This window comes from Paracoccus sp. SSJ (assembly GCF_030234105.1).
Taxonomy (GTDB): Bacteria; Pseudomonadota; Alphaproteobacteria; order Rhodobacterales; family Rhodobacteraceae; genus Paracoccus; species Paracoccus denitrificans.
Window position 1 is genome coordinate 22,354 of sequence record NZ_JASSPE010000010.1, and the last position, 24,913, is coordinate 47,266.

General features: G+C 67.0%; 23 protein-coding genes. 13 read left to right on the forward strand and 10 right to left on the reverse strand.

Annotation, left to right across the window (positions count from 1 at the left end; all coding sequences use genetic code 11):
* Nucleotides 1-13 precede the first annotated feature (13 nt).
* The 5 genes from QPR87_RS12555 (at nt 14) to QPR87_RS12575 (ending at nt 5,650) form a co-directional block, all read left to right on the forward strand.
* A complete protein-coding gene (locus tag QPR87_RS12555; RefSeq protein ID WP_011747133.1) occupies nt 14-1,039 on the forward strand; it encodes an amino acid ABC transporter substrate-binding protein in 1,026 nt (341 codons plus the stop codon).
* Nucleotides 1,040-1,155: 116 nt separating this feature from the next.
* A complete protein-coding gene (locus tag QPR87_RS12560) occupies nt 1,156-2,409 on the forward strand; it encodes an amino acid ABC transporter permease (protein WP_011747134.1) in 1,254 nt (417 codons plus the stop codon).
* 1 nt (nt 2,410) lies between these two features.
* Nucleotides 2,411-3,865, forward strand: a complete 1,455-nt coding sequence (locus tag QPR87_RS12565) for an amino acid ABC transporter permease (RefSeq protein WP_011747135.1) — start codon at nt 2,411-2,413, stop codon at nt 3,863-3,865.
* Between the two features lie 10 nt (nt 3,866-3,875).
* Entirely contained in the window at nt 3,876-4,649 is a 774-nt protein-coding gene (locus QPR87_RS12570) for an amino acid ABC transporter ATP-binding protein (RefSeq protein ID WP_011747136.1), read from the forward strand.
* A gap of 155 nt (nt 4,650-4,804) precedes the next feature.
* Entirely contained in the window at nt 4,805-5,650 is an 846-nt protein-coding gene (locus tag QPR87_RS12575; RefSeq protein ID WP_285049733.1) for a calcium-binding protein, read from the forward strand.
* A 72-nt stretch (nt 5,651-5,722) separates the two neighbouring features.
* Here the strand turns inward: QPR87_RS12575 and QPR87_RS12580 are convergent, their stop codons facing one another.
* Nucleotides 5,723-6,583 (reverse strand): D-amino-acid transaminase, encoded by an 861-nt coding sequence (locus QPR87_RS12580; protein WP_230998613.1) that lies wholly within the window; start codon nt 6,581-6,583, stop codon nt 5,723-5,725.
* A gap of 166 nt (nt 6,584-6,749) precedes the next feature.
* On the opposite strand from QPR87_RS12580, the gene QPR87_RS12585 reads away from it, so the two are divergent.
* Complete coding sequence (locus QPR87_RS12585) at nt 6,750-7,706, forward strand: L-malyl-CoA/beta-methylmalyl-CoA lyase (RefSeq protein WP_041529775.1); 957 nt, start codon at nt 6,750-6,752, stop codon at nt 7,704-7,706.
* A 192-nt stretch (nt 7,707-7,898) separates the two neighbouring features.
* On the opposite strand, the gene QPR87_RS12590 is transcribed toward QPR87_RS12585, so the two are convergent.
* Genes QPR87_RS12590 through QPR87_RS12610 form a run of 5 tightly spaced genes read right to left on the reverse strand, consistent with a single transcriptional unit; the run spans nt 7,899 to nt 13,173 of the window.
* Nucleotides 7,899-8,090 carry a hypothetical protein gene (locus QPR87_RS12590; protein WP_041529776.1) on the reverse strand — a complete coding sequence of 64 codons (192 nt, stop codon included), beginning with the start codon at nt 8,088-8,090 and terminating at the stop codon, nt 7,899-7,901.
* A gap of 33 nt (nt 8,091-8,123) precedes the next feature.
* Nucleotides 8,124-9,746 (reverse strand): ABC transporter ATP-binding protein, encoded by a 1,623-nt coding sequence (locus QPR87_RS12595; RefSeq protein ID WP_285049734.1) that lies wholly within the window; start codon nt 9,744-9,746, stop codon nt 8,124-8,126.
* Nucleotides 9,743-10,555 carry an ABC transporter permease gene (locus QPR87_RS12600; protein WP_230998616.1) on the reverse strand — a complete coding sequence of 271 codons (813 nt, stop codon included), beginning with the start codon at nt 10,553-10,555 and terminating at the stop codon, nt 9,743-9,745. The genes QPR87_RS12595 and QPR87_RS12600 overlap by 4 nt, the downstream gene beginning before the upstream one ends.
* A complete protein-coding gene (locus QPR87_RS12605; protein ID WP_285049735.1) occupies nt 10,552-11,490 on the reverse strand; it encodes an ABC transporter permease in 939 nt (312 codons plus the stop codon). The genes QPR87_RS12600 and QPR87_RS12605 overlap by 4 nt, the downstream gene beginning before the upstream one ends.
* Nucleotides 11,491-11,538: 48 nt before the next feature.
* Nucleotides 11,539-13,173 carry an MFS transporter gene (locus QPR87_RS12610; RefSeq protein WP_285049736.1) on the reverse strand — a complete coding sequence of 545 codons (1,635 nt, stop codon included), beginning with the start codon at nt 13,171-13,173 and terminating at the stop codon, nt 11,539-11,541.
* Nucleotides 13,174-13,431: 258 nt separating this feature from the next.
* On the opposite strand from QPR87_RS12610, the gene QPR87_RS12615 reads away from it, so the two are divergent.
* The gene (locus QPR87_RS12615; protein WP_104491321.1) at nt 13,432-14,733 is read left to right on the forward strand and encodes a D-amino acid dehydrogenase; all 1,302 of its coding nucleotides are present in this window, start codon (nt 13,432-13,434) and stop codon (nt 14,731-14,733) included.
* 63 nt (nt 14,734-14,796) lie between these two features.
* Here the strand turns inward: QPR87_RS12615 and QPR87_RS12620 are convergent, their stop codons facing one another.
* Entirely contained in the window at nt 14,797-15,057 is a 261-nt protein-coding gene (locus QPR87_RS12620; RefSeq protein WP_011747145.1) for a GlsB/YeaQ/YmgE family stress response membrane protein, read from the reverse strand.
* Between the two features lie 313 nt (nt 15,058-15,370).
* Between QPR87_RS12620 and QPR87_RS12625 the strand changes: the two genes are divergently transcribed.
* The 3 genes from QPR87_RS12625 to QPR87_RS12635 all read left to right on the forward strand — a co-directional run bounded on the left by QPR87_RS12625 (nt 15,371) and on the right by QPR87_RS12635 (nt 17,778).
* Nucleotides 15,371-16,117 carry a L,D-transpeptidase gene (locus QPR87_RS12625; protein ID WP_285049738.1) on the forward strand — a complete coding sequence of 249 codons (747 nt, stop codon included), beginning with the start codon at nt 15,371-15,373 and terminating at the stop codon, nt 16,115-16,117.
* A 124-nt stretch (nt 16,118-16,241) separates the two neighbouring features.
* Nucleotides 16,242-16,796, forward strand: coding sequence for a hypothetical protein (locus tag QPR87_RS12630; protein ID WP_285049739.1), 555 nt, complete (start codon nt 16,242-16,244; stop codon nt 16,794-16,796).
* Nucleotides 16,797-16,866: 70 nt separating this feature from the next.
* On the forward strand, nt 16,867-17,778 hold the full coding sequence (locus QPR87_RS12635) for a lytic transglycosylase domain-containing protein (protein ID WP_104491324.1): 912 nt from the start codon (nt 16,867-16,869) through the stop codon (nt 17,776-17,778).
* A 75-nt stretch (nt 17,779-17,853) separates the two neighbouring features.
* Here QPR87_RS12635 and QPR87_RS12640 read toward each other — a convergent pair whose 3' ends face one another.
* The 3 genes from QPR87_RS12640 to serB all read right to left on the reverse strand — a co-directional run bounded on the left by QPR87_RS12640 (nt 17,854) and on the right by serB (nt 21,042).
* Complete coding sequence (locus tag QPR87_RS12640) at nt 17,854-19,323, reverse strand: ABC transporter substrate-binding protein (protein WP_104491325.1); 1,470 nt, start codon at nt 19,321-19,323, stop codon at nt 17,854-17,856.
* Nucleotides 19,324-19,379: 56 nt separating this feature from the next.
* Nucleotides 19,380-20,072 (reverse strand): CDP-alcohol phosphatidyltransferase family protein, encoded by a 693-nt coding sequence (locus QPR87_RS12645; protein ID WP_011747151.1) that lies wholly within the window; start codon nt 20,070-20,072, stop codon nt 19,380-19,382.
* A 94-nt stretch (nt 20,073-20,166) separates the two neighbouring features.
* Nucleotides 20,167-21,042 (reverse strand): phosphoserine phosphatase SerB, encoded by an 876-nt coding sequence (gene serB, locus QPR87_RS12650; RefSeq protein ID WP_285049741.1) that lies wholly within the window; start codon nt 21,040-21,042, stop codon nt 20,167-20,169.
* Between the two features lie 193 nt (nt 21,043-21,235).
* Here serB and QPR87_RS12655 point away from each other — a divergent pair, with 193 nt between their 5' ends.
* The 3 genes from QPR87_RS12655 to QPR87_RS12665 all read left to right on the forward strand — a co-directional run bounded on the left by QPR87_RS12655 (nt 21,236) and on the right by QPR87_RS12665 (nt 24,872).
* Entirely contained in the window at nt 21,236-22,390 is a 1,155-nt protein-coding gene (locus tag QPR87_RS12655) for a phosphoserine transaminase (protein WP_011747153.1), read from the forward strand.
* A 111-nt stretch (nt 22,391-22,501) separates the two neighbouring features.
* Entirely contained in the window at nt 22,502-24,091 is a 1,590-nt protein-coding gene (gene serA / locus QPR87_RS12660; protein WP_285049743.1) for a phosphoglycerate dehydrogenase, read from the forward strand.
* 52 nt (nt 24,092-24,143) lie between these two features.
* Nucleotides 24,144-24,872: a metallophosphoesterase gene (locus tag QPR87_RS12665; RefSeq protein ID WP_285049745.1), complete on the forward strand. Its 729-nt coding sequence runs from the start codon at nt 24,144-24,146 to the stop codon at nt 24,870-24,872.
* The last annotated feature ends 41 nt before the right edge of the window (nt 24,873-24,913 follow it).

Sequence of the window (24,913 nt, forward strand, 5' to 3'; positions counted from 1 at the left end):
AGTGGGGAAATCAATGAAGAAATCTGTATTCTTCGGCTCTGTGACGGCGGTCGCGCTGGCGGCCTCGGGTGCCTTGGCCGCAGAAGGCGACACGCTGAAGGAGGTCAAGGCCCGCGGGGTGCTGAACTGCGGCGTGAATACCGGCCTGATCGGCTTCGCCGCCCCTGACGCGAACGGCAACTGGTCCGGCTTCGACGTCGCCTTCTGCAAGGCCATGGCCGCGGCCGTGCTGGGCGATGCGACCAAGATCAAATATGTGCCGACCACCGGCCAGACCCGCTTCACGGCGCTTTCCTCGGGCGAGGTGGACCTTCTGGCCCGCAACTCCACCTGGACCTTCCAGCGCGACACCGACCTCAAGCTCGACTTCATCGGCGTCAACTACTACGACGGCCAGGGCTTCATGGTCCGCAAGGATCTGGGCGTCAGCTCGGCGAAAGAGCTGAACGGCGCCACGATCTGCATCCAGACCGGCACCACGACCGAGCTGAACCTGGCCGATTACTTCAAGGCCAACAACATGGACTACCAGCCGGTCAACATCGACAGCAACGCCGAGGGCGAACAGCAATACATGGCCGGCGCCTGCGATGCCTATACCACCGACGCCTCGGGCCTGGCCGCGACCCGCGCCAGCTTTGCCGACCCGGAAAACCACATCATCCTGCCCGAGATCATCTCGAAAGAGCCCTTGGGCCCGGCGGTGCGCCATGGCGACAACAACTGGGGCGACATCGCGCGCTGGACGCTTTACGCGCTGATCGCCGCCGAGGAATACGGCGTCACCTCGGCCAATATCGACGAGCTGGCGAAATCCTCGCAGAACCCGGAAGTCCAGCGCCTGCTGGGCACCACCGACGATCTGGGCAAGATGATCGGGCTTGACGCCGAATGGGCCAAGCGCGCCATCAAGGCCGGCGGCAACTATGGCGAGATCTTTGCCGCCACCATCGGCGAACAGACCCCGATCGGCCTGGCGCGCGGCCTGAACGCGCAATGGACCCAAGGCGGGCTGATGTATGCGATGCCCTTCCGGTAATCGCATCTGAACGAAGGGCGCGCGGGGACAACATGCGCCCCCGCGCGCCCCGAATGAAAGCCGGCAAGCCAGAGGCCAAAGGCCCGTCACCCAAGCCGGATACAGGGGGTTAATACATGGTCACCTATACGGGGGCGGACAATCCGCCGTTCCGATTGTCGATGCTGATCTATGATCGGCGCTACCGCTCGCTGACCCTGCAAGCCATCGTCTTCATCCTGGTGATGCTGGCGGCGAGCTGGCTGATCGACAACACGCTGCGCAACCTGTCCGCCATGGGCAAGACGCTCAGCTTCGATTTCCTTTTCCGCCGCGCGGGATACGACATCCCGCAGCAGCTTATCCCATACAATTCCGACGACACCCATCTGCGCGCCACCGTGATCGGGCTGCTGAACACGCTGCTGGTCTCGATCCTGGGCTGTATCGCCGCGACGATCCTGGGCGTGATCGTGGGCGTGCTGCGGCTGTCCTCGAACTGGCTGATCGCGCGGCTGATGACGGTCTATGTCGAGGTCTTCCGCAACATCCCCCTGCTGTTGTGGATCCTGGTCTGCCTTGCGATCTTTACCGAGGTCATGCCGCCGCCCAACGCCTATCGCGGCGAGAATCCGGCGGCGAACATGATCCTGTTCGACATGATCGCGCCCACGAACCGCTATACCGCCATCCCCTCGATCGGCATGACCAACCCGCCCGGCACCATCTCGCTGGGGCGCGAGGGGATCAGCTGGGCGTTCATCGCCTTTGCCGTGGTCATCGCCGCCGCCTGGACCGGCTGGCGCGTGCTGCGCAACTGGGCGCAGCGGGTGCAGGACCGGACCGGCAAGCGGCCGCGGACCTGGTGGATCAGCCTGGCGATGTTCGTCGTCCCGGTGCTGTTCCTGACCTGGTATTTCGGCCTGCATCTGGTTCCGCCGGTGCTGCGCGGCTTCAACTTCGCCGACGGCATCAACCTCGACAACGCCTTCGTGGTGCTGTGGCTGGCACTGACGCTCTATACCGGCGCCTTCATCGCCGAGATCGTGCGCGCCGGCATCCTGGCCGTCAGCCGCGGCCAGACCGAGGCGGCCTTTGCGCTGGGACTGCGCCCGCGCCGCACCATGTCGCTGGTCGTGCTGCCCCAGGCGTTGCGGGTGATCGTGCCCCCGCTGATCTCGCAATACCTGAACCTGACCAAGAACAGCTCGCTTGCCATCGCCGTGGGCTACATGGACCTGCGCGGCACGCTGGGCGGCACCACGCTGAACCAGACCGGGCGCGAGATGGAGGCGATGGTGCTGATGATGGGCATCTATCTGGCGCTCAGCCTGATCATCTCGGCCGGGATGAACATCTTCAACAGCCGCGTCAAGCTGAAGGAGCGGTGAGATGAGCGAGACGCATTCCGAAACCGTCGCCTATGTCCGCGAGACCATGCTGCCGCCCGAGCCGCCGCCGCTGGCCGAATCCGGCGCGATCAAATGGCTGCGCGAGAACCTGTTCTCAGGGCCGCTGAACATCGCGCTGACCTTCGTCGGGCTGGGCATCGTCTGGCTGATCCTCAGCACCGTCGGCCCGTGGCTTTCGCATTCCGTCTGGAACGCCGGCAGCATGGCAGAATGCCGGCAGATCATCGCCGAAACCTGGGGGCAGGGCGCCTCGGGTGCCTGTTTTGCCCTGATCAAGCACCGCTGGAACCAGTTCATGTTCGGCTTCTATCCGCAGGTGCTTTACTGGCGCCCGGTGCTGGCCTTCGGCCTGCTGTTCCTGGCACTGGCGCCGGTGCTGTTTTCCGAAAGCGCCAAGGCGCGGCGGATCGTGCTGGGCCTGTCGATGGTGCTGACCTTCGTCATCGCCGCCCTGCTGGGCGCCCCCGTGGCCGCGCTGCTGGGCATGGCCGTGCTGATGCTGGCCTGGGCGGCGCTGATCGAGACGCGCCCGCAATGGTCGCTGCTGGCGAGCCTGGTCTATCCCTTCATCGCCGTCTGGCTGCTCTGGGGCGGCTCGCTCTGGAGCGAGGCGATGGTGCTGGCCGGCTTCGGCCTTGGCTTCGCGGTCTGGCGGGTGCTTGCGGCGCGGTTCGGCCTGCTGGCCTTTGCGCTGGCGGTGGTGGTGGCGGCGGCCTGGTGGCTGCTGCTGTCCGGTCCGCTGGCTTCGGCGCTGGCGGGCGTTCTGCCGCTGCGGCTTCGGCCGGTATCCTCGGACCAGTTCGGCGGCTTCGTGCTGTCGATCACCATCGGCGTGGCCGGTATCGCGCTGTCCCTGCCGCTGGGGGTGATCCTGGCGCTTGCCCGGCGCTCGGACCTGCCGGTGATCAAGCTGCTGGCGGTGATGTTCATCGAATTCATCCGCGGCGTGCCGCTGATCACGCTGTTGTTCGTGGCCTCGCTGCTGCTCAACTATTTCCTGCCGCCGGGCACGAATTTCGACATCATCCTGCGGGTCATCATCATGGTGACGCTGTTCGCCGCCGCCTATATGGCCGAGGTGATCCGCGGCGGCCTTGCCGCCCTGCCAAAGGGCCAATACGAGGCTGCCGACGCGCTGGGGCTGGACTATTGGAAGGCGCAGCGGCTGATCATCCTGCCGCAGGCGCTGAAGATCTCGATCCCCGGCATCGTCTCGACCTTCATCGGCATGTTCAAGGACACCACGCTGGTCGTCTTCGTCGGGTTGTTCGACCCGCTGAAGGCCATGGCCGATACCATCCGCGCAAGCTTCGAATGGAAAGGCGCCTATTGGGAGCCCTATATCTTCGTCGGCGCGATCTTCTTCATCCTCTGCTTCGGCATGTCGCGTTATTCCATGTATCTGGAACGCCGGCTGAAGCGCGACCACCGCTGAGGAGGCGCACATGACCACCCAAACCACCGCGATCCCCGCCGCAGGCCATGAGGCTGCCATCGAGATCGTCAATCTCAACAAATGGTACGGAACCTTCCATGTGCTGCGCGACATCGACCTGGTCGTCAGCCGCGGCGAGCGCATCGTGATCGCCGGCCCTTCGGGGTCGGGGAAATCGACGCTGATCCGCTGCATCAACCGGCTCGAGGAACATCAGGCCGGCAAGATCATCGTGGACGGGACCGAACTGACCCATGACCTCAAGAACATCGACAAGGTGCGCTCCGAGGTCGGGATGGTGTTCCAGCATTTCAACCTGTTCCCGCATCTGACGATCCTGGAAAACTGCACGCTGGCGCCGATCTGGGTGCGCAAGATCCCCAAGCGCGAGGCCGAGGAAACGGCCATGCATTTCCTCACCAAGGTCAAGATCCCCGAGCAGGCGCATAAATATCCCGGCCAGCTGTCGGGCGGCCAGCAGCAGCGGGTGGCCATCGCACGCTCGCTGTGCATGCGGCCGCGCATCATGCTGTTCGACGAGCCGACCTCGGCCTTGGACCCCGAGATGATCAAGGAGGTCTTGGACACCATGATCGAGCTGGCCGAGGATGGCATGACCATGCTGTGCGTCACGCATGAGATGGGTTTTGCCCAGGCCGTGGCGCATCGGGTGATCTTCATGGACCAGGGCCAGATCGTCGAGCAGAACACGCCGAAGGAGTTCTTCAACAACCCCCGGTCCGAGCGCACCAAGCTGTTCCTCAGCCAGATCCTGGGGCACTGAGCGGCGATGCCGTGGGGGCGTCGCGCGCCCCTGCGGCCGGCCGCTGGCCGTGGGGCGGCTTTTCTTTGCCGGGGAAGAACTATCCGGTTCAGTGACGGTTGCCGCCCGGGGCGGGCCCGGTCTATCTTGCCGTCAACCGCTTCGGAGACTTCAAGATGAACCAGACCATTTTCCTGATGCTGGGACTTTTGGGCCTTGTCGGCATCGGCTCGGTCGTGTCGAGCAATGACGACGACCATGCGCCCGAGGGGTCCGACGAAGACCCCCGTGATCGGGATACCTTCATCGTGGGCACCGAAGGGGACGATACCCTGACCGGCACCGACGGCGATGACGCCATCCAGGGTCTGGACGGGAACGATCTTGTCGATGGCGGTCTGGGCGACGACCTGATCAGCACCGGCTACGGCGACGATACCGTCCTGGCCGACCCGGGCGACGACAAGATCGACCTGGGCGGCGACGACGACCTTTACGGCGCCTATGACCTGGATGCAGACGAGGGCGACGACACCATCGACGGCGGCTCGGGCAACGACACGATCATCACCAACCTGGGCAATCACTCGATCACCGGCGGCACGGGCGACGACCGGATCGAGGATCACGGCGGTTCCGTCTATATCGACGGCGAGGATGGCGACGACCTGATCCTGTCGCCCGATGCCTCGGATCCCGAGCGCCCCGATACGTTGCTGGGCGGTGCGGGCGAGGATACGATCCATGCCGGGGCGGGCGACATCGTCGAGGGCGGCGACGGCGCCGACCTGATCGTGCTGCGCAGCGATGCGGGGGGCGCCGCCGAGATCACCTATGGCGGCGAGGACACGATCACCATCACCCTGGCCGAAGGCTATGCCGGTGCCGAGGAATATGCGCTGGTCCAGGACGGCGACGACGTGCGCGTGGTGCTGGACGGCCAGGACGTGGCCATTCTGCGCGATACCTTGGCCCGCGACGTCGGCACCATCACCCTGGAACGCGAGGCGGCCGCGACCTGATTCCCCGGCCCGGTCCATGAGAAAGGCGCGCAGGGCCGGCCCGCGCGCCTTTCCCGGTTTCCGTCCGGCCGGTCAGATCGCCGATTTGCGCGACTCTTCCAGGTAAAGCTCGCGCAGGCGGGCCGCCACCGGGCCGGGCTTGCCGCCGCCCAGCTGCACGCCGTCGATCTCGACCACCGGCAGCACGAAGGCCGAGGCCGAGGTGAAGAACGCCTCGTCCGCCGCCTGCGCCTCCTCGATGGTGAAGGGGCGCTCCTCGATCTGCATCTGCGCCTCGGCGGCATAGCGCAGGAGCGAGGCGCGGGTGATGCCGTGCAGGATGTCGTTCGACAGCTGGCGGGTGACGATCTTGCCGTCCTTGACGATATAGGTGTTGTTCGAGGTGCCCTCGGTCACGAAACCGTCCTCGGTGAACCAGGCGTCGTCGGCGCCGCGATGCTTGGCCTCCATCTTGGCCATCGAGGGATAGAGCAGTTGCACCGTCTTGATGTCGCGGCGGTGCCAGCGCATGTCGGGGATCGAGATCACCCGGATGCCGGTTTTCGCCTGCGGATTGTCGGCAAGGCCGGGCTTGGACTGGGTGAACATGACCACGGTCTGCGGCGTGTCCTCGGGCGGATAGGCGAAGTCGCGGTCGCCGGGATTGCCGCGCGTGACCTGCAGATAGACCATGCCCTCGGTCAACGCGTTCAGCTCCAGCAGCTTGCGATGCGCCAGCAGCCATTCGTCGTCGCCAAGCGGGTTGCCCATGCCCAGCTCGTCCAGCGAACGGGTCAGCCGCTTCATGTGGCCGGCGAAATCCAGCAGCTTGCCGTCCAGCACGCTCGTCACCTCGTAGACGCCGTCGCCCATCACGAAACCGCGGTCGAAGATCGAGACCTTGGCTTCGGTTTCCGGCAGATAGTCGCCATTCAGATAGACGGTGCGGGTCATGTCGTTTCTCCTGTCCCAGGGGCTTGCATCGCGGTCCTGCGCCTAAAGCGGCAAGGCGTCAAGATGGGCGGGATTTCGCAGATGCAAAATCAGCTTGATGCAGGCGCAGCAATTATCTATCAGTTTCGCAGCGCCGTTTGAAACATCCTTACTCGAAAGGCAAGCCATGTCCTTCCGCACGCAACCTCCTGCGCCCGCCCGCCTGAACCGCTGCCAGCTTTTCGGCCCCGGTTCTCGCGATGCGCTATTCGAAAAGATGGCCGGTTCGGCCGCCGACGTCATCAACCTGGATCTTGAGGATTCGGTGGCGCCCGACGACAAGGCGCAGGCGCGCAGGAACGTGATCCAGGCCATCGGCGACATCGACTGGGGCGCCAAGACGCTGTCGGTCAGGATCAACGGGCTGGACACGCCCTATTGGTATCGCGACGTGGTGGACCTGCTGGAACAGGCCGGCGAGCGGCTGGACCAGATCATGATCCCCAAGGTCGGCAACGCCGCGGACGTCTATGCCGTGGATGCGCTGGTTACCGCCATCGAGGCGGCCAAGGGGCGGTCCAAGCGCATCAGCCTGGAGGTGATCATCGAATCCGCCGCCGGCATCGCCCATGTAGAAGAGATTGCGGCCGCCTCGCCCCGGTTGCAGGCGATGAGCCTGGGCGCGGCGGATTTCGCCGCCAGCATGGGCATGGCTACCACGGGCATCGGCGGCACCCAGGAAAACTACTACATGCTGCACGAGGGGGCGAAATACTGGTCCGACCCCTGGCATTGGGCGCAGACCGCCATCGTCGCCGCCTGCCGCACCCATGGCGTGCTGCCGGTCGACGGCCCCTTCGGCGATTTCAGCGATGACGAGGGCTTCCGCGCGCAGGCCCGCCGCTCGGCCACGCTGGGCATGGTCGGGAAATGGGCGATCCATCCCAAGCAGGTGGCGCTGGCCAATGAGGTCTTCTCGCCCAGCGAAAAGGCCGTGACCGAGGCGCGTGAGATCCTGGCCGCGATGGAGGAAGCCAAGCGGACCGGCGCAGGCGCGACGGTATACAAAGGTAGACTGGTTGACATAGCGTCCATCCGTCAGGCACAAGTGATCGTGCGTCAGGCAGAGTTGATCGGGGCCTGACCAGCAAGAATACCTGGGCGGCTACGCGGGGAGGCTGGCCGCCATGACAGGGGAGGAGCAACAGGCCCTGCGGCTGCGCGGGGCCTGTTGTCATTCGGGCCGGGCCGCATCTCACAAGCCCGGAAACATCCCCTGAAATCAGCATATTGCAAGCAATGTCCGGGCGGCGATCCCGGTTTTCCCCGGGGCGCTTCAGCCCTTGGCGTCGCAGGGCTCGGGCTGTGCGGCGGGTCGGGACAGCGGATCGGGCGTCCGGTTGCGTGGCGCCCAGTCGGGAATAGGCGATTCGGGCATGGCCGGCAGCAGGCCGCCGGAGATGCTCCGGTTGCCGGTTTCTTCCGCGCCCGGGCCCGCCGGGCGGCTGCGGTGATCCTTGCGTGCCATCTGTCGGTCCGCTGTCGAAATAGCCCGCAGCACCTATGGCGCCGGGGTCGAAAGTGCAACCCTGCTGACCTGTTCGTGAACGTGCCAGTCCACCGGTATGCGCGGCGTCGCGGCCAGCAGGCTTTGCGTATAGGGATGCTCGGGCGCGTCCATCACCTTGTGGGTCGGGCCGGTCTCGACGATGCCACCCTTTTCCATGATCATCACCCGGTCGGTGATCTGGCGCACTACCGACAGGTCGTGGCTGATGAACAGATAGGCCAGGCCGTGGCTGACCCGCAGCCCTGCCAGCAGGTCCAGGACCTGCGCCCGCACCCGCACGTCCAGCGCGCTGACCGCCTCGTCCAGCACGATCAGCCGGGGCTTGATGATCAACGCCCGGGCGATTGCGATGCGCTGGCGCTGGCCGCCGGAAAATTCGTGGATATGCCGGCGCATGGCGTCGCCCGCGATACCGACCTCGTAAAGCGCCTCGGCCACCTGTTCGCGCCAGTCGCGGGGCAGGCCGGTCAGGTGAAAGGGCTCGGCCACCAGCCGCTCGACCCGCCAGCGCGGATCGAAGCTGCCGAACGGGTCCTGGAACACCACCTGCATCTTGGCGCGCAGCCCGGCCGGCATGGCGCGACCGGCCCGGACCTCCTGTCCGTCCAGCAGGATGCGGCCGCCCTGCAGCGGGTCGAGCCCCAGGATCGCCCGTGTCAGGGTCGATTTCCCGCAACCGGATTCGCCGACCAGCCCGACCGATTCCCCGGCCTCAATGCGGAAGCCGACCCCGTCCACCGCCCGCAGGCTGCCGCGCGCTTCGCCGAGGCTGCGGCGGGGCAGGGGATATTCGCGCACCGCCCCCTCGACCTGCAAGAGCGGCCGGGGCTCCGCTCGGGGCAGCACCAGCCGCGGCTGATGGGTCGAGGCGGCGAACAGCGCGCGGGTATAGGGGTGGCGCTGCTGGCGAAACACCTGTTCGGTCGGACCTTCCTCGACGATGGTCCCGTGCTGCATCACCGCCACGCGGTCGGCGATGCCCGCCACCACGGCAAGGTCGTGGGTGATGAGCAGAAGCGCCATCCCCTCGTCCCGGACCAACGCCTTGAGCAGGTCGAGGATCTTGGCCTGGGTGGTCACGTCCAGCGCGGTCGTCGGCTCGTCGGCGATCAGCAGGTCGGGACGCAAGGCGATGGCCAGCGCAATGGCGACGCGCTGGCGCTGGCCGCCCGACAACTCGTGCGGGTAAAGCGTCAGCGGAAAGCGCGGCGCGGTCAGGCCGACGCGGTCCAGCCGGTCGCGGGCACGTTCCTGCGCGGCCTTGCGGTCCAGCCCCTGATGACTGCGCAGCACCTCGGCCACCTGGTCGCCGATGGTCATCAGCGGGTTCAGCGCCGTCATCGGCTCTTGAAAGATCATGCCGATGCGCTTGCCACGGATGCGGCACAGATCGCGCTCGGGCAGTTCCAGCAGGTTCCGGCCGTCCAGATCCACCCGGCCTTCGGTCCGCATGCCCTCGGGCAGCAGGCCCATGATCGCCAGCGCGGCCATGGACTTGCCCGAGCCGCTTTCGCCGACCAGCCCGGTGATCTGGCCGGGCGGCAAGTGCAGGTCGATGCCGCGCAGGATCTCATGCGGGCCGATCTCGACCGAAAGGCGGCTGGTCTGGATCATGGCGACCTGCGCAACCTGGGATCCAGCGCGTCGCGCAAGCCGTCGCCCAACAGGTTCAGCCCCAGCACCGTCACGACGATGGCAAGGCCGGGGATGATGGCGACATGCGGGGCAAGTGCCACCATGGTCTGCGCCTCGGCCAGCATCCGGCCCCAGCTTGGCGTGGGCGGTTGCGCGCCCAGCCCGACATAGGAAAGGCCCGCCTCGGCCAGGATGCCCAGGCTGAACTGGATGGTGCCCTGCACGATCAGGAGGTTGGCGATGTTCGGCAGGATGTGCTGGATGCTGATCCGGCCGGCGCCCTTGCCGGCGACCTGCGCGGCGCGGATATAGTCCAGCGTCCAGATCGGCAGCGCGCCCCCGCGCGTGACGCGGGCAAAGACCGGGATGTTGAAGATGCCGATGGCGATGATCGCGTTCAGCGCCGAAGGCCCCAGCACCGCGGTGATCAGGATGGCGATGACCAGGCTGGGGAAGGCAAAGACCAGGTCGTTGCCGCGCATCACCACCTCGTCCAGCCAGCCGCCGCTGCGGGCGGCCGCCAAGAGGCCCAGGGGCACGCCGAAGCCCATGCCGATGCCGACCGCGACCAGCGCCACGGCGATCGAGGTGCGCGCGCCGACCATGATCATCGACAGCATGTCGCGGCCGAAATGGTCGGTGCCCAGCCAATGCTGGCCCGAGGGCGGCAGCAGCTTCTGCGCGATGGCAAGCTGCGTCACGTCGGCCGGCGTCCAGAGAAACGAGACCAGCGCCGCGGCCAGCGCCAGCCCCGACAGCAGGGTGCCGAGGATCAGCGAGGCCCTCATTTGCGCAACCTCGGATCGACCAGCGCATAGGACAGGTCGACAAGGAAGGTGACCAGGATCACCGCCGCGACCAGCACCAGCACCGCGCTTTGCACGACGATCAGGTCGCGCTGGGTGATCGCCTGAAAGATCAGCCGGCCCAGGCCGGGCAGGTAGAAGACGTTCTCGATGATGATCGCCCCGGCCAGCAGGAACGAGAACTGCATCCCCAGGATGGTCAGCACCGGGATCAGCGCATTGCGCAGCGCATGGCGCGACAGCACCTGCCCGGCGGTCAGCCCCTTGGCGCGGGCGGTGCGGATATAGTCCTGCCCCAGCGTCTCGACCAGGGCCGAGCGCAGCACGCGCGCCAGGATCGCCGCCTGCGGCAGCGCCAGCGCGACGGCGGGCAGGAGCAGCGATTTCAGCGCGGCGCCGGGATGGCTCCAGCCCGGAAAGCCGCCCGCCGGCAGCCACCGCAGGTTCACCGCGAAAAGCAGCACCAGCAGCATGGCGAACCAGAAATTCGGCAGCGCGATGCCGATCTGCGTCGCTCCCATGACCGCCGTGTCGCCCGTCCGCCCGCGCCTTGCGGCGGCGAACATGCCGATGGGCAGGGCGATCAGCACCGCCAGCGCCAGCGCCATCAGTGCCAGGGGCAACGAGACCTGCATGCGGTCCAGGATCATCCCCGCCACCGGCGTCTTGTAGGTGAAGCTGTGACCCAGGTCGCCCGTCAGCACCCCGCCCAGCCAATGCAGGTAGCGCAGCGGCAAGGGCAGGTCCAAGCCCATCTGCTGGCGCAGCGCGGCCACCGTCTCGGGCTGCGCGCCGGTGCCCAGCATGAAGCTGGCCGGATCGCCCGGCACCAGCTCGACCACCGAAAAGATCAGCGCCGAGGCCACGAGCAGGCTCAGGCCAAGCGAGATCAGGCGGCGGATCAAATAGCGCAGCATGGGGAAACGCTAGTCCGGCTTGCCACGCCGGTAAAGCCGCCTTTGCGCTCAGGGCACTTCCAGCTTGCCGATCAGCGGCACGTCGTCGTCCAGGCTGACGGTGTGGCGCTCGATCATGCGGTGGACGATGGGCGGCTCGGTGCCGCGATGCAGCTTGTTCAGGTCCTGGTAGGTCTCGAAATCGGCCTTGGTGCGGCGCAGGTTGTGGCGCACGTATTCGTCCCAGGTGGCGATGTGATAGCTTTCGGTCCAGCGCTCGGGATGCTCCAGGTCGCGCAAGAGCGCCCAGTTCCGCGCCCCGTCGCGGCGGCGCACATTGCGGCGCAACGCCATCAGGCGCAGGAATTCCGGCACGTCCTTCTGGTCGATCTCGTAATCGACCATCACCATGATCGGGCCCGAACGGCCGCGCAGGTCCAGCGCCAGCTCGGGCTCGCGAAAGCGGTTGAGCGGGTCGAGGTCCAGCGTGCCGAATTCGGGGATGCGCAGCCAGTGCCCCAGCATCGCGCCCAGGAACAGCGGCACCGAGGCCGCGATCAGCGCCGTGTTCACGTCGTAATTGTTGGCGACCGAACCCCAGGCCCAGCTGCCCGCCGCCATGCCGCCGAAGACCGCGGTCTGGTAAAGCGCCAGCGCCCGCGCCACCACCCAGCGCGGCGTCGAAAGCTGCACCGTGACGTTGAAGAGCGACAGCGCCAGCACCCAGCTTGCGCCCGCCGGCAGCATGGCCAACGCATGCAGCCAGGTGCTTTCGGTCAGGGCCAGCATCAGTGCCGAGGCGCCGAAGGCGGCAAAGGCGACGCGCACCACGTTCTCGTTGTCCAGCCTTTCGCGCACCAGCGGGTTGATCAGCGCGCCGCAGATCGCGCCCAGGCCGAAGCAGCCCAGGAGCAGGCCGAACAGCAGCGAGCCGCCCGCGGGGTTCTGCTTGGCCACCAGCGGCAACAGCGCCATGACGACGATGGCCGAAAAGCCGAACAGCGCCCCGCGCGACAGCACCCGCACCAGGTTCGGCGACAGCGCCACATAGCGAAGGCCGGCGCCCACGGCGGCGACGAAGGGCTCGGGCGTGGTGACGCGGGGCGGCGTCACCGGATGCCAGCGCGTGAGCGCGCCCAGCAGCGGGATGTAGCTTGCGGCATTGACCGCAAAGGCGGCGGCTGCTCCGAAGGCGGCGGTGATGATCCCGCCCACCGCCGGACCGACCGAGCGCATCAGGTTGAAGCCGACCGAGTTCAGCGAGACCGCCGCCGGCAGGTCGTCGCGCGGCACCAGGTCCTGCATGCTGGCCTGCCAGGGCGGGTTGTAGATCGCCTGTCCGACCCCGATCAGGAAGGTCAGCGACAAAAGCAGCAAGGGCGTCATCCAGCCTTGCCAGGTCAGCACCGCCAGCAGCACCGAGACCGCGGCCATGAAGACCTGTGCCCCGAGCAGAAGCGTGCGGCGGTCGAAGATGTCGGCCAGCGCGCCCGACAGCAGCGCAAACAGCATGATCGGCAGCGTGTTGGATGCCTGCACCAGCGCGATCAGCGTCGCCGAATCGGTCAGCTGCGTCATCATCCAGGCCGCCCCCACCGCCTGGACCAGCCCGCCGAAATTCGAGATCAGCGTCGCCGACCAGAGCAGGCGGAAGTCGCGATGGCGGAACGGGGCAAAGGGGCTCTTGCGGGCAGGGGCTGGCATGATCCGAAAAATCTGGGGCGCGCGGCGATACGCCCAACCTTAGGCAGAGCCTCTCCGGGCCGCAATCGGGGCGGCCGATTCTTGCCGCGCACGCCATTTCTTCCGCATTGAAAGCATATCATCGAAGAATATTCGATAATACTATATTAATGTGGGATGTATTTGCCTAACACCTGCGATCTTGCGACGGAATCGGGATTTCATTTCTTTCCGGGCTGCTATCCTTCCTCTCAACTTGGATCTGGGAGGTGCGCGAATATGAAGATCGTCGTTCTTGGTGCTGGCGTCCTGGGCGTCACTTCGGCCTGGTATCTGGCCAAGGCCGGGCATGAGGTGACGGTGATCGACCGGCAGGAAGGCCCGGCGCTGGAAACCAGCTTTGCCAATGCCGGCGAGATCTCGCCCGGCTATTCCTCGCCCTGGGCGGCGCCCGGCGTGCCGCTGAAGGCGCTGAAATGGATGTTCCAGCGCCATGCGCCGCTGGTCGTCCAGCCCAGGCTGGACTGGCAGCGCGTTTCCTGGATGGCGCGGATGCTGGCGAACTGCACCTCCTCGGCCTATGCCGTCAATAAAAGCCGCATGGTGCGGCTGGCCGAATACAGCCGCGACTGCCTGGGCGAGTTGCGGGCCGAAACCGGCATCCGCTATGACGAGCGCACGCAGGGCACCCTGCAGGTGTTCCGCAAGCAGCAGCAGCTGGATGCGGCCGGCAAGGATATCGAGGTGCTCAGGGCCGATGGCGTGCCCTTCGAGGTCCTGGACCGCGACGGCTGCGTCGCCGCCGAACCGGGGCTGGCCGGCTCGGCCGAGCGGATCGTCGGCGGGCTGCGGCTGCCGGGCGACGAGACCGGCGATTGCTTCCTGTTCACCAACCGTCTGGCCGAGATGGCGACAGAGGCGGGCGTGACCTTCCGCTGGGGCGTCAGCATCGAGGCGCTCGAGGCCGAGGGCGGCCGCATCAGCGCCGTGCGCACCGACAAGGGCCGGCTGACCGCCGACCGCTATGTGCTGGCCATGGGCTCCTATTCGCCGCGCATGGTGCGGCATCTGGGGCTGAAGCTGCCGGTCTATCCGCTCAAGGGCTATTCGTTGACCATCGACATCCAGGACGAAGGCCGTGCGCCGGTCTCGACGGTGATGGACGAGACCTACAAGGTCGCGATCACCCGCCTGGGCGACCGCATCCGCGTCGGCGGGCTGGCCGAGATCGCTGGCTACGACCTGAGCCTGAACCCGCGGCGCAAGGAAACGCTGGCGAAATCGGTGGGCGAGCTGTTCGGCGGCGCGGGCGATGCGGATCAGGCGCTGTTCTGGACCGGGCTTCGCCCGATGACGCCGGACGGCACGCCCATCGTCGGCGCGACGCCGATCCCGAACCTTTACCTGAACACCGGCCACGGCACGCTGGGCTGGACCATGTCGGCGGGCTCGGGGCGGCTGATCGCTGACCTGATCTCGGGCCGCAAGCCCGATATCGCCGCCGAGGATCTGGGCTATGCCCGCTATATGCGCGGGGCAAAGGCCGCCGGCCGGCCGGCGCTGCAACCCGCCCGCGCCTGAAAATCGCGGCAGGCATGAAAAAGGGGGCCCGTTCAGGGCCCCCTTTCTGGCAATTCGGCGGGGTCAGGCCCGTTTGACGAGCCGCAGCACCACCAGCAGGATCACCGCGCCGAGCGTGGCGAAGATGATCGTGCCGAGAATCGGGGCCGAGGCGCTCATGCCGATGCCGAGCATCGGGAACAGCCAGCCCGCGATCACCGCGCCCAGGATGCCGATGACGATGTTCATCAGCAGGCCCTCGCCATGGCCCTTGACGATCACTCCGGCCAGCCAGCCGGCGATCGCGCCGATGATCAGGGTGATGAGCAGGGCGGTCAGGGTCATGAAAGCGTCCTCCCTTGCAGGTTTTCCGGCACCTGGCCGGTCAGGCAGGCAAACGCTTTCCGCCCTGCGCGGGTTCCGAAACCCGTCGTTTCGCCCCGGCAGGCGCGAAAAACCGCGCGTTTCGGCAACAGTTCGGTAACGATTGCGCATATCCCCGGGGTCCGAGGCTTGACGCCACAGGACCGGAAAGGCTGATAAGGGGCTGTAACTCCTGCCCGCCCTCTGCTCGGGCCGGGCGCGTCATCCGACGCGATGTCACTGCTGCCACGGCCGCATCCTTCCCGGGTGCGGCGCGTTACGAAGGGAAACACCGATGCGCCTTGCTCCGCTTCTGCTGGCGATGGGCCTGGGCCTTGCCGCCTGCGCGCCCACCCCCGAACCTCCGGCCGCCCCGCCGCCCGATCACGGCGTCTATGGCGCGCGGACCGATACCGGCCCCAATGGCGAGCCGATCGAGATCCATGCCGTCCGCACCGCCTACCTGACCGAGCGCAACCGCCGCCAGCGCGTTCCCTACAACGGTCCCGAGGCAGCCGGCACCATCGTCGTCGATCCCTATGCGCGCTTCCTTTATCATGTGCTGGGGAACGGCGAGGCGATGCGCTATGGCGTCGCAGTCGGCCAGGCGGGCAAGAACTTCCAGGGCACGGCGTCGGTCGGCCGCAAGCATGCCTGGCCCAGCTGGACGCCCACCGCGAACATGGTCCGCACCCAGCCCGAGCTTTACGGCCCGCTCAAGGGCGGGCTGCGCGGCGGGGTGGACAACCCGCTGGGCTCGCGCGCGCTGTATCTCTACAAGGGTGGGCGCGACACCATGTATCGCATCCACGGCACCATGGACCCGTCCTCGATCGGCAAGGCCACCTCGGCCGGCTGCATCCGCCTGTTCAACCAGGACATCATGGACCTGTTCCACGACATCCCCAACGGCACCACGGTCAAGGTCCGCACCCAGACGGAAAGCCGGGCGCTGGAGGGGCCGCTGGTCGAACTGCCCAACGGCTACCTAGCGCCGGCGGGGGGCGAGGTGCAGACCGCCGAGGTCCAGTCCGCGCAATAGCGCCGCCCGCTCTGCCGCTCTTTCACGCCCCGGCCCGTCCACGGCCGGGGCGTTTCTTTCTCTGGTCAGCGCCGGCTGCCCGTGGCAGATTTCGCGCGCAATGCGCCTGTCAGGAGAGAGCCCCATGGCCAAGCCCGCCGATCAGACCACCACCGCCTCGCGCGATCTGGATGCGCTTGTCGAACAGACCCAGACCGCCGCGCTGCGCCTGCTGGACCAGTCCGCGCTGACCGCCTTGCAGCGCGACCTGCGCGCGATGAAGGAAAGCGAGCAGGACGAGGCCGTGCGCAAGGCGCTGTCCCAGGCGATGCGCCGCGCCGCCGCCGAAAAGCGCCGCCGCAAGGAGCAGGGCGAGGCGACCGAGCCCGCCGTCGCCTCCGCTGCCCCGGCCCCGGCCTCCGCCGCCGCACCTGTCGAGGCGGCCAAGCCCCAGCGCCCGGTCCTGCCCAAGCCGGACAAGGCCGAGCGCAAGCGCATCAAGGAGGCCGAGAAGGCCGAGAAGAAGCGCGTGAAAGAGGCCGAGAAGGCCGAGCGCAAGGCCGCGAAACAGGCCGCCAAAGCCGCCGAGAAGGAAGCCGCCAGGGCCGAGCGCAAGGCGGCAAGGGCAAAGGAAAAGGCGACCGCGGACCCGGCCCGGCCGGCCAAGGGCGGGGCGGCCAAGGGCAAGAAGGCCGAGTAGGCGCGGGCGCGGTTTCCAAGCCGCGCGCCGGCTGCTATCTGGAACCTGTCCGAACCGCCCGAGTCTTCGCATGCGCCGTCTGGTCCTGACCCTTGTCGCCGTGTTGGCCGCCACCGCGGCCCCCGCCTATGAGGCGGTGGATGCGCTTCTGGGGCTGCGCGCCCCGCGCCCGTCCAAGACGCTGCGCTGCACCGACGACGGGCTTTATTGCATCTCGCTTGCGAGCTATGTGCCCGATGTCTGCTCGGCCATCGAGCGGGCGGCGGGGAAGAACGGGCTGGACCCGCATTTCTTCGCCAGGCTCTTGTGGAAGGAAAGCCTGTTCGAGCCGGGCGCGATCAGCCCGGTCGGCGCCATGGGCATCGCGCAATTCATGCCCGGCACCGCCGAGATGGTCGGGCTGGACGATCCCTTCAACCCGGCCAAGGCCATCGAGGCCTCGGCGCGCTATCTGGCGACGCTGACCGCGAGCTTTGGCAATGTGGGCCTTGCCGCCGTCGCCTATAACGGCGGCGAGAACCGGGCCGCGCGCTTCGTCTCGCAAAATGGCGGCCTGCCATGGGAGACGCAGGATTATGTCCAGGCGATCACCGGCCAGACGGCCTGGATCTGGCGCGACACCCCTCCGGCCCGGCTGGATGTGCGGCTGGACAAGGAGCGGCCCTTCCGCGACGCCTGCATCGAGCTGGCCGGCAAGCGCAAGCTGCGCGAGTTCCAGACCCCCGAGCATCCCTGGCCCTGGGGCGTGATCGTCGCCACCCATCCCAGCCATTCCGGCGTCAGCCAGCAAGTCGCGCGGTTGAACCGGCAATTGCGGCCGATCCTGGGCGGCAAGCGCGTGAGCTACGTGCATCGCAAGGTCTCGGGCGGGCCGCGCAAGCTTTATACCGCGCAGATCGGCTATTCGTCGAAGACCGAGGCCCACGCATTCTGCAACCGGCTGCGCGGCCTGGGCGGGCGCTGCCTCGTGCTGAAGAACTGAAGCGCCGCACCGGCTGCGGCGTTTCTTGAGTATTTGAGGAACGAAGAAGCCGGGCGCGCAAGGAAGGGGGCGCCGCTATTCCTTCCAGCGCACCTGGGTCAGGTCGTTTGCCGGCATGGGGGTGTTTTCCCACAGGCCCTCGATCTCGGCCTTGGCAACGCCGGTCTTCGCCATCTGGAACAGGAAGGCGTTGGCATGGTCGTCGGCCAGGATTTCCTGCGCCTGCTTCAGCAGTGCCGAGCGTTCGGCCGGATCGGTGGTGGCGTCGAGTTTCGCCATCGTCTCGTCGAAGGCGGGGTTCCGGTAGTTGAAGTAATAGTCCCTGCGGGCATAGATGCCGATATCCATCGGCTCGACATGGCTGATGATGGTCAGGTCGTAATCGGCATTCTTGAACACCTGCTCAAGCCATTGCGCCCATTCCATGTTGGTGATCTGCGTCTGGATGCCCACGGCGCGCAATTCGGCCGCCACGATTTCCCCGCCGCGGCGGGCATAGGGCGTCGGCGGCAGGGCAAGGCGCAGCGTCAGGTTCTGGGTCCCTGCCTCGGCCAGCAGCTTTTTCGACAGCTCCGGGTCGTATTGCGATTTCCCGGTCAGGTCGACGTAATCGGGGTGGTGCGGCGCGAAATGCGTGCCGATGGGGGTGCCGTAGCCGAACATGGCGCCGTCGATGATTTCCTGGCGGTTGACGGCATGGGCGATGGCTTCGCGCAGCTTGATGTCGGCCAGCGCCGGGTGTTTGTGGTTCATGGCCAGGATCGTCTCGCCCTCGGTGGTGCCGACCAGCACCTTGAAGCGCGGATCGGATTGCAGCTGGGGCAGCGTCTCGGGCGCGGGGTAGATCGGGAAGGCGTCGATATCGCCCGCCATCATCGCCGCGAAGGCGGCGCTGGGGTCGGAGATGAAGCGGAAGGTGGCGGTCCTGAGCGCCGGCTTCTCGCCCCAGTAGCCGTCGAAGGCGTCGAGCCGGATATGGTCGCCCTGCCGCCATTCGCCGAAGCGGAACGGGCCGGTGCCGACGGGCTTGGTGGCGATGTCCCCGATGCTGGCCTGGTCCACCATCACCGCGTCGCCCCAGGCCATCTTGAAGGGGAAGCCGCCGTCCGGGGCCTTGAGCGCGACGCGGACGGTCTGCGGGTCGATCGCCTCGACCGTCTCGATGCCCTCGAACAGGGCCTTCTGGGCATTGGTGCTGTCGGGTGCTCGGGCGCGGTCGAGCGAAAAGATCACGTCCTGCGCGTCGAAGGCGCTGCCGTCGTGGAAGGTCACACCGGGGCGCAGGTGGAAGACGTAGGTCCGGCCATCGTCGCTTTCCCAGCTTTCGGCCAGGCCGGGCTGCACGCTGCCGTCGGGCGCGATGCGGGTCAGCCCTTCGAAGACATTGGCATAGACCACCTCGTCGATGGCGGCGGCGGCGCCCCCGGTCGGGTCCAGGTTCGGCGGCTCCAGCACCATGGCCAGCGTGATCGAATCCTGTGCTGCCAGCGCCGGCGTGGCCAGAACGGCCGCCATGGCGGCGGCCTGCATGAATTTCGCGAACATCCCTGTCCCCCTTAGGCTGATCCCTGGGCGCAGCTTCCCGGCAAATCGCTCGGCGATCAAGCCCGCCGCTCGGTCAGCTGCTGCGCGAGGCCCGCAAACATCAGCCAGAGCGAGCTGAGCAGCAGCCCCCAGCGGGCGAAGCTTTCGGGATGAAAGTCGACCAGCACCGCCCAGACCGAAAAGCCGACCCAGGCCACGGTCACCGGCAGCGAGATCGCGCGCCAGCGTTCGGTCCGCATCGGGTGGATGAATTTCACGTTGGTGAACATGGTGATCGCCAGCGCCACGACGATGACGAGGGTCAGCCAGAAATCCGGCTTGATCGCGAACAGCACCAGCACCACCATGTTCCAGCAGGCCGGGAAGCCGGCAAAGGAATTGTCGCGGGTCTTCATGCGCGTGTCGGCGAAATAGATCACGCTGCCATAGGTGATGGCGATGATCGCGATCCAGCCGGTCCAGCCCGGCAAGAGCCCCGACATGAACAGCGCATAGGCCGGGATGAAGACATAGGTCAGGTAGTCGATGATCAGGTCCATCAACACGCCGTCATAGGTCGGCCAGTTGGTCTTGACGTGATAGCGTCGCGCCAGGGGGCCGTCGACGCCGTCCACGATCAGGGCGATGACCAGCCAGAAGAACATCTGCGACCACTCCGCCCGGACGGCGGCCAGCAGGGCAAGCATGGACAGCACCGCTCCGGTCGCGGTCAGCAGATGCACGGCAAGGGCTTTGAGGCGCGGATTCATCCCCTGCTTCTGTCACCGAACGGTCATGACCGCAAGTTCACGCCGGGTTGCACCCTGCGCTTTGCCGCGGGGTGATGCGGCGATGCCCGCATGACTACTGGGCGAATTCCTCGGCCGCGTAGCCTTGCAGGTAAAGCAGCGCGGTCAGGTCGCCGTGGTTGATTCGCAGGCCGACCTGGGCCGCGACCACGGGTTTGGCATGCAGCGCGACGCCCATGCCGGCCAGTTTCAGCATGTCGAGGTCGTTGGCGCCGTCGCCCACCGCCAGCACGTCGGCGGGGACAAGGCCGCGCGCGGCGGCGATCTCGCGCAGCGCCTCGACCTTGGCTTCGCGGCCCAGGATGGGCAGTGCGACATGGCCGGTCAGCACGCCTTCCTCGGCCAGCAGGGTGTTGGCGCGATGCTCGTCGAAACCCAGCGCGCCGGCGACCGGGCCGGTGAAATCGGTGAAGCCGCCCGAGACCAGCGCCGCATAGCCGCCCTGCGCGCGCATGGTGGCGACCAGTTGCCGGCCGCCCGGCGCCAGGGTGATGCGGCTTTCCAGCACCTCGCCGATGGCGGTTTCCGGCAGGCCCGCAAGCAGGCCGACGCGGGCGAGCAGGGCTTCGTGGAAGTTCAGCTCTCCGTTCATCGCGCGGGCGGTGATGGCGGCGACACGCTCGCCCACGCCGGCGACATCGGCCAGTTCGTCGATGCATTCCTGCTGGATCATGGTCGAATCCATGTCGGCCAGCAGCACTGCCTTGCGCCGGCCGAGGGTGGGTTGGATCGCGAGGTCGAAACCCTCGGCCTGGAGCCGTTCCCAGGCCTGCCAGAAATCCGCCGGCTCGGCGGCGAGGGGAAATTCCGCGGCAACGCCCTGGGCCAGCCAGATGACATGCCCGCCATCCCAGGCGCGGCGGAGATCGTCGACAAGCGAGGCGGGCAGGTCCGCGCGGCTGGGCGCGGCAAGGATCGTGACGGTGAACATGAAGGCCCCCTCGGCGGTTGTTTCCGGCAGCACTAGCCAAAGCGGTGCGGGGGATCAATCAGTCGGATTCATACCGGGAATCTGTCGCAAGCATGGCTTGCAATTTTTTCTTGCGAGAATCTTTCGGCGGCGCTAAGGCGGTCAGCGGGACACGCCGCCCCAACGCGGCGCTTATAGCTGGAAGGCTAACATCATGGGCAAGACTGCTCCGGCCGCGCGGCCGGCCAATCCGCGCTTTTCTTCGGGCCCCTGCGCCAAGATCCCCAATTTCTCGCTGGACATGCTTGCCGACGCGCCGCTGGGCCGCTCGCATCGTGCCGCCATCGGCAAGGCCAAGCTGGCCGAGGCCATCGACCTGACCCGTGAAGTCCTGGGCGTGCCGGCGGATTACCGCATCGGCATCGTTCCCGCCTCGGATACCGGCGCCGTCGAGATGGCGCTGTGGTCGCTTCTGGGTGCGCGCAAGGTCGAGATGCTGGCCTGGGAAAGCTTTGGCGAGGGCTGGGTCACCGACGTCGTCAAGCAGCTCAAGCTGGATGCGGTGGTGCGCAAGGCCGATTACGGCAAGATCGTGGATTTCGCCCAGGTCGATTTCGACAATGACGTGGTCTTTACCTGGAACGGCACTACCTCGGGTGTGCGCGTGCCGAATGGGGACGCGATCCCTGCGAACCGGGCCGGGCTGACCATCTGCGACGCCACCTCGGCCGCCTTCGCGATGGATCTGCCGTTCGACAAGCTGGATGTCGTGACCTTCAGCTGGCAGAAGGTGCTGGGCGGCGAGGGCGCGCATGGTGTGCTGATCCTGAGCCCGCGCGCCGTCGAGCGGCTGGAAACCCATACCCCCGCCTGGCCGCTGCCCAAGATCTTTCGCATGACCAAGGGCGGCAAGCTGATCGAGGGCATCTTCAAGGGCGAGACCATCAACACGCCCTCGATGCTGTGCGTCGAGGATTACCTGGTGGCGCTGAAATGGGCGCAATCGCTGGGCGGCCGCCAGGCGTTGGTGGCGCGGGCCGCGGCGAATGCGAAAGCGGTGCGCGACTTCATCGCCGGCCGCGACTGGATCGCCGATCTGGCCGAGGATCCGGCCACCGCCTCGACCACGAGCGTATGCCTGAAATTCACCGATCCGCGCATCAAGGACGGTGCCGCATTCGCCAAAGCCGTCGCCAAGCGGCTGGAGAAGGAAGGCGTGGCGCTGGACGCCGGCGCCTATCGCGATGCGCCCCCCGGCCTGCGGATCTGGTGCGGCTCGACCGTCGAGACCGCGGATGTCGCGGCGCTGATGCCCTGGATCGAGTATGCCTTCGAGGCCGAGATCGAGGCGCAGGCGGAAGTGGCCTGACGGTGAACGGGGGGCGCTGCCCCCCGCGCCCCCCGGAGTATTTATCGAACGAAGAAGACGCTGCGCGGGCCCTGGTCCTGCGCGCCGCCCGCATATCCAGAGGATAGAGAAATGCCCAAGGTTCTTGTTTCGGACAAGCTTTCGGAAACCGCCGTCCAGATCTTTCGCGACCGCGGCGTCGAGGTGGACTACCTGCCGGATGTCGGCAAGGACAAGGAGAAGCTGGCCGAGATCATCGGCCGGTATGACGGCCTTGCCATCCGCTCGGCCACCAAGGTGACGGCGAAATTGCTGGAGAATGCCGGCAAGCTGAAGGTGATCGGCCGCGCCGGGATCGGTGTGGACAACGTGGACATTCCGGCCGCCTCGAAGAAGGGCGTGATCGTGATGAACACGCCCTTCGGCAACAGTGTCACCACCGCCGAGCATGCCATCGCGCTGATGTTCGCCGTGGCCCGGCAACTGCCCGAGGCCAGCGTCTCGACCCATGAGGGCAAGTGGGAGAAGAACCGCTTCATGGGGGTCGAGCTGTTCAACAAGACGCTGGGCGTGATCGGGGCGGGCAATATCGGCTCGATCGTGATCGACCGGGCTCTGGGCCTGCACATGAAGGTCCTGGCCTATGATCCCTTCCTGTCGGAAGAGCGCGCCAAGGATCTGGGCGTGAAGAAGGTCGAGCTGGACGAGCTGCTGGCCAAGGCCGATTTCATCACCATGCATGTGCCGCTGACCGACAAGACCCGCAACATCCTGTCGCGCGAGAACCTGGAAAAGACCAGGAAGGGCGTGCGCATCATCAATGCCGCGCGCGGCGGGCTGATTGACGAGGAGGCGCTGGCCGACCTGCTGAAATCGGGCCATGTCGCCGGGGCGGCGCTGGACGTCTTTGCCACCGAGCCCGCGACCGCGAGCCCGCTGTTCGGCCTGCCCAACGTGGTGGTGACGCCGCATCTGGGCGCCTCGACCACCGAGGCGCAGGAGAATGTCGCCCTGCAGGTCGCCGAGCAGATGTCGGACTATCTGCTGACCGGCGCGGTGCAGAACGCGCTGAACATGCCCTCGGTCACGGCCGAGGAGGCGGCGGTGATGGGGCCGTGGCTGAAGCTGGCCGGCCATCTGGGCGCCTTTATCGGCCAGATGACCGACGAGCCGATCAAGGCGATCAACGTGCTCTATGACGGCGTTGCGTCCGAGATGAACCTCAAGGCGCTGAACGCCGCGGTGATCGCGGGCGTGATGCAGGCGACGAACCCGGACGTGAACATGGTCTCGGCCCCGGTCATGGCGGCCGAGCGCGGCGTGCAGGTGGCGACCACGACGCAGGCCAAGTCGGGCGTCTTCGACGGCTATATCAAGGCCACCGTGGTGACCGACACCCGCGAGCGGTCCATCGCCGGCACGGTGTTCAGCGACGGCAAGCCGCGCTTCATCCAGATCCGCGGCATCAATGTCGATGCCGAGATCGGCGAGCACATGCTCTATACCCGCAACAGGGACGTGCCGGGCGTCATCGGCGCGCTGGGCATGACCCTGGGCGATCTGGGCGTGAACATTGCCAATTTCACCCTGGGCCGCACCAAGACCGGGGACGATGCCATCGCCATCCTCTATCTTGACGAGCCGCTGAAGCCCGAGGCGCTGGAGGCCCTGCGCGCCACCGGCAAGTTCCTGCAGGTGCGTCCGCTGCAATTCGAGGTTTGAACCTTGCAAACCCCCGGACTAGGGTCCGGGGGTTTTCATTTGCGGGGGCGGCATGCGGACCTATGCCATCGGCGACATTCACGGCCATCTGGAACTGCTCAGGGCGGCGCATGACCTGATCGCGCGCGACGATGCGGCGCATGGCGGCGGCGGCACGCTGGTCCATGTCGGCGATCTTCAGGACCGGGGCCCGGATTCGCGCGGCGTGGTCGATTACCTGATGCGCGGCCAGGCCGAGGGGCGGCAATGGATCGTGCTCAAGGGCAATCACGACCGTTTCCTGCCGCGCTTTGCCCGGCAGCCGGGCTGGATCGATCCCGGCCTCGCCTCGGGCCGGCACTGGCTGGACCATCCGTCGCTGGGCGCGGCCGAGACGCTGGGCTCCTATGGCGTCGAGATCCGCGACCACGACGGCACCCATGCCGAGACGCTGCGCGCCGTGCCCCAGGCGCATCTGCGCTGGCTGGACGCGCTGCCCCTGTGGCATCTGATCCCGCAGGCGCTGTTCGTCCATGCCGGCATCCGCCCCGGCGTCGATCTGGCCCGGCAGACCGAGCACGACCTGGTCTGGATCCGCAAGGGCTTCCTGGACCATGCCGGCGATCACGGCATGCTGGTCGTGCATGGCCACACCCCGGTCGAGCGGGTGACGCATTTCGGCAATCGCCTGGCCATCGATACCGGCGCGGCCTATGGCGGGCCGCTGAGCGTGGTCGTCTTCGACGAAACCGGCCTGCATCTGCTGGGCGAGGCCGGGCGCGAGCCGATTCCGGCGCCCTGAGCCCCGCCCTGTGGCAGGGGCGCCATCGCACCGGCGGGAAA

Excerpts from the sequence above, each read along its gene's own strand:
- QPR87_RS12575 (WP_285049733.1), top strand. The coding sequence starts at position 4,805 with ATGAACCAGACCATTTTCCTGATGCTGGGACTTTTGGGCCTTGTCGGC.
- QPR87_RS12615 (WP_104491321.1), top strand. The coding sequence starts at position 13,432 with ATGAAGATCGTCGTTCTTGGTGCTGGCGTCCTGGGCGTCACTTCGGCC.
- QPR87_RS12625 (WP_285049738.1), top strand. The coding sequence starts at position 15,371 with ATGCGCCTTGCTCCGCTTCTGCTGGCGATGGGCCTGGGCCTTGCCGCC.
- QPR87_RS12620 (WP_011747145.1), bottom strand. The coding sequence starts at position 15,057 with ATGACCCTGACCGCCCTGCTCATCACCCTGATCATCGGCGCGATCGCC.
- QPR87_RS12610 (WP_285049736.1), bottom strand. The coding sequence starts at position 13,173 with ATGCCAGCCCCTGCCCGCAAGAGCCCCTTTGCCCCGTTCCGCCATCGC.
- QPR87_RS12555 (WP_011747133.1), top strand. The coding sequence starts at position 14 with ATGAAGAAATCTGTATTCTTCGGCTCTGTGACGGCGGTCGCGCTGGCG.
- serB (WP_285049741.1), bottom strand. The coding sequence starts at position 21,042 with ATGTTCACCGTCACGATCCTTGCCGCGCCCAGCCGCGCGGACCTGCCC.
- QPR87_RS12565 (WP_011747135.1), top strand. The coding sequence starts at position 2,411 with ATGAGCGAGACGCATTCCGAAACCGTCGCCTATGTCCGCGAGACCATG.
- serA (WP_285049743.1), top strand. The coding sequence starts at position 22,502 with ATGCCCAAGGTTCTTGTTTCGGACAAGCTTTCGGAAACCGCCGTCCAG.
- QPR87_RS12665 (WP_285049745.1), top strand. The coding sequence starts at position 24,144 with ATGCGGACCTATGCCATCGGCGACATTCACGGCCATCTGGAACTGCTC.
- QPR87_RS12600 (WP_230998616.1), bottom strand. The coding sequence starts at position 10,555 with ATGAGGGCCTCGCTGATCCTCGGCACCCTGCTGTCGGGGCTGGCGCTG.
- QPR87_RS12570 (WP_011747136.1), top strand. The coding sequence starts at position 3,876 with ATGACCACCCAAACCACCGCGATCCCCGCCGCAGGCCATGAGGCTGCC.
- QPR87_RS12635 (WP_104491324.1), top strand. The coding sequence starts at position 16,867 with ATGCGCCGTCTGGTCCTGACCCTTGTCGCCGTGTTGGCCGCCACCGCG.
- QPR87_RS12580 (WP_230998613.1), bottom strand. The coding sequence starts at position 6,583 with ATGACCCGCACCGTCTATCTGAATGGCGACTATCTGCCGGAAACCGAA.
- QPR87_RS12560 (WP_011747134.1), top strand. The coding sequence starts at position 1,156 with ATGGTCACCTATACGGGGGCGGACAATCCGCCGTTCCGATTGTCGATG.
- QPR87_RS12630 (WP_285049739.1), top strand. The coding sequence starts at position 16,242 with ATGGCCAAGCCCGCCGATCAGACCACCACCGCCTCGCGCGATCTGGAT.
- QPR87_RS12605 (WP_285049735.1), bottom strand. The coding sequence starts at position 11,490 with ATGCTGCGCTATTTGATCCGCCGCCTGATCTCGCTTGGCCTGAGCCTG.
- QPR87_RS12655 (WP_011747153.1), top strand. The coding sequence starts at position 21,236 with ATGGGCAAGACTGCTCCGGCCGCGCGGCCGGCCAATCCGCGCTTTTCT.
- QPR87_RS12645 (WP_011747151.1), bottom strand. The coding sequence starts at position 20,072 with ATGAATCCGCGCCTCAAAGCCCTTGCCGTGCATCTGCTGACCGCGACC.
- QPR87_RS12595 (WP_285049734.1), bottom strand. The coding sequence starts at position 9,746 with ATGATCCAGACCAGCCGCCTTTCGGTCGAGATCGGCCCGCATGAGATC.
- QPR87_RS12585 (WP_041529775.1), top strand. The coding sequence starts at position 6,750 with ATGTCCTTCCGCACGCAACCTCCTGCGCCCGCCCGCCTGAACCGCTGC.
- QPR87_RS12590 (WP_041529776.1), bottom strand. The coding sequence starts at position 8,090 with ATGGCACGCAAGGATCACCGCAGCCGCCCGGCGGGCCCGGGCGCGGAA.
- QPR87_RS12640 (WP_104491325.1), bottom strand. The coding sequence starts at position 19,323 with ATGTTCGCGAAATTCATGCAGGCCGCCGCCATGGCGGCCGTTCTGGCC.